Origin of the sequence: Chitinophaga rupis, from assembly GCF_900109685.1 — a bacterium.
In the GTDB taxonomy this organism is placed as follows: Bacteria; Bacteroidota; Bacteroidia; order Chitinophagales; family Chitinophagaceae; genus Chitinophaga; species Chitinophaga rupis.
Genome location: NZ_FOBB01000002.1, coordinates 1517809 through 1522323, shown reverse-complemented (window position 1 = coordinate 1522323; position 4515 = coordinate 1517809). Strand labels below are relative to the sequence as shown.

Genomic DNA, 4515 nt, shown 5'->3' with positions numbered 1-4515 from the left:
TAATGCTATGGCAGAACGCGTAAATGGCATTTTAAAACATGAGTTTGGGCTGAAAAGGACGTTTAGCAACTATGGCGACGCCGTCAATGCTGTTGGTAAGGCCATCGACTATTATAACCGTGTCAGGCCTCATATGAGTTGTAACTATCTGACGCCCAATGAGGCACATACCAGAACAGGCCCTTTGGCCAAAAAATGGAAGCCAAGAAAAAAAACAATGAGTAAATTACCCTTGTAAAGCGCTCGCTGAAACAATCTACAACCTGTAAAGCCAATTCTGCATTCAATACGTCAACTGTAAGGTTTTTCTGTACTAAGACACTCTGGTGAATCTCATGAGCAACCCGTATTAAAAGCGCACGCACTCCTGGGTAAAAGCGCATACTGTTCAGGTTAAAAGCGCATCCACGCTTTCAGGATCCCACCAATCTGCTCAAACTCTATCAGGAATCCATCATGCCCGTAAGATGAATCAATCTCATGATACGTCGCATTCGGCATATGCTTTTCCAGGAACAGCTGCTCTTCCGGCGGGCACAGTATATCACTGGTGATGCCCATGAGCAGGGTAGGATGGGAGAGTTGCCCTAACAGGGTAGCCATATCAGCGGTACGGCCGCGGGCTATATTATGGCTGTCCATGGCTTTGGTGAGCAGCCAGTAGGTTTGGGCGTTGAAGCGGTTCACCAGCTTATCGCCCTGGTAGTTGATATAGGAAGCAGCCCGGAAGCCGTCGGTTTTATCTTTATCGGGGTCAGATTGGGTGCGGACAAACGTCTGGTAATTGCGGTAGGTAAGCATTCCGATGGCGCGGGCAGCTTTCAGGCCGCGAGCGCCGGCTTGAGGGCTGGCATCCTGCCAGGAGCAATCTGCTTCAATGGCCAGGCGCTGAGCGGTATGTATGGCAATGCCCCAGGCGCTTTCCGATGCCCCCGTACATAGGAGGAACAATCTTTCAATGGCAGCCGGTTCGGCCAGCGCCCATTCCAGCACCTGGTAGCCGCCCATAGAGCCGCCAATCAGCAGGTGTATCTTCCCGATACCCAGGTGTTTGCGCAGCAGGATGTGTGCCTGCACCATATCCCGGATAGTAACTGTAGGAAAGGTATGAAAATAGGGATGCCCTGTTGCCAGGTTATGCGTCAGGGGGCCTGAGCTGCCATAGCAGGAGCCCAGGATATTGGCGCACACAATAAAGTGTTTGGCCGGGTCAATTACGCAATTATCGCCGATCAGGCCAGCCCACCAGTCAGCCACATCGGAGTTGGCCGTCAGCGCATGGCATACCCACACAACATTGCTGCCATCCGCATTCAGCGTACCATAGGTATGATAGGCGATGCGTAATTCGGGAAGTACGGCTCCCGATTCCAGTGTAAACGCTTCTTTTATATGTAATACATTCGCGGACAACCCCTAAAAATTTGCGCGAAACTACGTAACAAAGCGCAGAAAGCAAAAAGCATAAGGCGAAAAGCTGAAAGCATAAAGCTTTCCTGCATTACCTGATCAATCTAAAACGACCTAAAGACATAACACATAAAACTTTCCGCTTACTTGATCAACCGATTCCTGTCTGTCTTCGGCCTTCCTTTTCCGCTTTCTCCCATCTGTGCTAATGCTTTCCCCAATCATCTAAACCATCTAGCCCCCCTTCTTCAATACCGCCAATCCCTTTTTGCTTTCTGCTTTCAGCTTTCCGCATTTTAAAGTAATTTTGCACCCAAATTCAAGAACGCATGAAGATCTCACTAAAAAGGATAGACGACGGATTCAATATGGAAGCTACGGACGAGAACGGGCATAGTGTGCTGATGGATTCATCCGTGGAGAACGGCGGCAACAATAATGGCGTACGCCCCATGCAGATGCTTATTATGGGCCTGGGAGGCTGCTCCGCCATTGATGTGGTAATGATCCTGAAGAAACAACGCCAGGAGATCACTGATTTCCGGATCGAGATTGAAGCTGAACGCGAAAAAGGTAAAGAGCCCAGCATCTGGGAAACCGCTAAGATCGTATTCTACCTGGATGGAAAGGTAGATCCAGATAAAGCCGCCCGCGCCGTGGAACTCTCCATGAACAAATACTGTTCTGTAGCAGAAACCCTGCGCCGCTCCGGCACTAATCTTACCTGGGAAACAAGAGTGAATCAAGCGTAAAGCTTAAAGCACAAAGCATAAAGCTTTAAATGCATCATCTTCGCGCCAAGCGCTTTTTGCTTTCTGCTTTCCCCTTTCAGCTAAAAAAAAACAAATGAACGAGAACCAGCCCAAATACCAGCCCGATACAGAAGCCATCCGCATTCAAACGGAAAGAACCTGGCAAATGGAACATTCCACTCCCATGTTCCTGACCTCCAGCTTCTGCTATGATAATGTGGAAGAAATGCGGGCCACTTTTGCCGATGAAACGGACTTCAACATTTACAGCCGTTTCAGCAATCCTAACGTAGACGAGTTCGTGCAAAAGGTATGTGCGCTGGAACAGGCGGAAGCCGGTTACGCCACCGCCTCCGGTATGAGCGCCATTTTCGCCAGTTTTATGGCCCTCATGAAGGCGGGCGATCATTTGCTGTCTGCCCGCGCCATCTTCGGATCTACCCACACGGTTGTTACCAAATTTCTGCCTAAATGGGGCATTTCATATGATTACTTTGATGTAACCCGCCCTGAAACGGTGGAAGCGCTCATCAAGCCCAACACAAAGATGATCTTTGTGGAAACCCCCACTAACCCGGGGCTGGATGTGATCGATATGCAATTCCTGGCAGATATAGCCAATAAGCACAACATCATCCTGAATGTAGATAACTGCTTTGCCACGCCTGTGCTGCAAAAGCCTATCCTGGCCGGCGCACACCTGGTTACACACTCCGCTACCAAGTGGATGGATGGGCAGGGCCGCGTATTGGGCGGGGCTGTAGTAGGCAAAAAGGAGCTCATAAAAGAGATCTATGCCTTTTGCCGCAGCACCGGGCCTTCCATGTCGCCGTTTAATGCCTGGGTGCTCAGCAAAAGTTTGGAGACCCTGCATGTACGTATGGAGCGCCACTGCGCCAACGCGCTTGCATTGGCCAAAGCGTTAGAGAAAAATACGCAGCTGAACTGGGTACGTTATCCTTTCCTGGAAAGCCATCCGCAGTATGCCATTGCCATAAAGCAAATGACCGGCGGCGGTGGAATTGTTTGTTTTGAGCTGAAAGGCGGACTGGAGCAAGGCAAACGTTTCCTGGATGCGTTGAAAATGCTTACGCTCACTGCTAACCTGGGCGACAGCCGCAGTATTGCTTCTCACCCGGCCAGCACTACACATGCCAAGCTTACAGAAGATGAACGCATAAACGTAGGTATAACGCCCGGGTTTATACGAATTTCTGTCGGACTGGAAAACATAAAGGATATTCTGGAAGATATTGAACAGGCGCTGGAAGCATCCAAAGCTTAGTAATACCACAAGCAGTCCTGTACCCCTAAGTGCAGGACTGCCAACATACCTGCACCTATATTTATGAACACAAGAGGGACAATACAATACCTGTTAGCCATCATTTTATTTTTCACAGGAGTTACCTATACCCAGGCCCAGGAAACTGCAGGCCCCGATTACAAAACCATTGCCATTTTACCTTTCCGGATAGCTGCTCCCAGCATGGATGCCGTTAGCCAGGACTCTGTTTTTTGCCTGCAGGTACAACAAGCCTTTTACAACACTTATCTGAATGATAAGAAAAGCTGGATGGTAACCGTGCAGGACTGCCAGGTGACCGATTCATTGCTGTACCGCGCTGGCATTGACTTCCGTCGGTCCAATTTCATGGACAAGTCCTCTCTTGCAGCCTTGTTAAAGGTAGATGCTGTTATAACCGGTGAGCTGGACCGCGTACACACCACCGGCCATACCGTTGGTGCGCAGCTGTTAGGTACGGACCGGATCAAATTCTCCGTCAGTAAATTATACGTATTCCTGTTTGATGGCAAAACAGGCGATCAGCTTTGGAGCTTTAATAAGAAGATCCGTGCAGAAGACCTGATCGGCAACAACTACAGCCTTAACAAAGACCTGTACCAGGCCTTTACCCGGAAATTTCCCTTGGTGGATTAAGTATCCGGGGCTAAACATAACCCGGATATAAATCCGGGCATATTGGGGAATAATACAAGCATAATCCAGGCATTATAACCATCCAGGAATAGATCAGCCTAATAAGATGGGCTAATAAAAGAAAAGGATCTTTCTTAAGGAGCAATCATTCCATAACACACATTACACAGCGTATATAGTGTACATAGCCTACATAGCATAATGAACTACTCAACATAATCGCACTACTTCCCCTCATTTTTTGCAGGCTCAAACCCCGGCCCTTTGGCCGCCGTGCCCCGCTTGATGCCGCCCCATCAAACCCATATCCCTGATACGACATTCACCGCCCAATAGTCCTCCAAACAGGCGGGTGCAGGCCGGGATTGGGCTTGCAAAAAATGAGAACGTAAAATGAGCAATCTGTTAAAT

5 protein-coding genes are annotated in these 4515 nt (G+C 49.0%); 4 read left to right on the top strand and 1 reads right to left on the bottom strand.

From position 1 onward, the window contains the following. Positions 1-238 (top strand): integrase core domain-containing protein (locus BMZ54_RS13160; protein ID WP_143080996.1); only part of this gene is annotated, 238 nt, incomplete at its 5' end. Between the two features lie 155 nt (positions 239-393). Here the strand turns inward: BMZ54_RS13160 and BMZ54_RS13155 are convergent. Next, positions 394-1413: a homoserine O-acetyltransferase family protein gene (locus BMZ54_RS13155; RefSeq protein ID WP_089911766.1), complete on the bottom strand. Its 1020-nt coding sequence runs from the start codon at positions 1411-1413 to the stop codon at positions 394-396. A 326-nt stretch (positions 1414-1739) separates the two neighbouring features. On the opposite strand from BMZ54_RS13155, the gene BMZ54_RS13150 reads away from it, so the two are divergent. The 3 genes from BMZ54_RS13150 (at position 1740) to BMZ54_RS13140 (ending at position 4104) form a co-directional block, all read left to right on the top strand. Continuing rightward, positions 1740-2162: an OsmC family protein gene (locus BMZ54_RS13150; RefSeq protein ID WP_089911763.1), complete on the top strand. Its 423-nt coding sequence runs from the start codon at positions 1740-1742 to the stop codon at positions 2160-2162. 94 nt (positions 2163-2256) lie between these two features. Next, positions 2257-3447, top strand: coding sequence for a trans-sulfuration enzyme family protein (locus BMZ54_RS13145; protein ID WP_089911760.1), 1191 nt, complete (start codon positions 2257-2259; stop codon positions 3445-3447). 63 nt (positions 3448-3510) lie between these two features. Continuing rightward, positions 3511-4104, top strand: coding sequence for a hypothetical protein (locus tag BMZ54_RS13140; protein WP_089911758.1), 594 nt, complete (start codon positions 3511-3513; stop codon positions 4102-4104). Positions 4105-4515: the final 411 nt, after the last annotated feature.

Coding starts and splice junctions, on each gene's coding strand:
- BMZ54_RS13150 (WP_089911763.1), top strand. CDS start 1,740: ATGAAGATCTCACTAAAAAGGATAGACGACGGATTCAATATGGAAGCT.
- BMZ54_RS13145 (WP_089911760.1), top strand. CDS start 2,257: ATGAACGAGAACCAGCCCAAATACCAGCCCGATACAGAAGCCATCCGC.
- BMZ54_RS13140 (WP_089911758.1), top strand. CDS start 3,511: ATGAACACAAGAGGGACAATACAATACCTGTTAGCCATCATTTTATTT.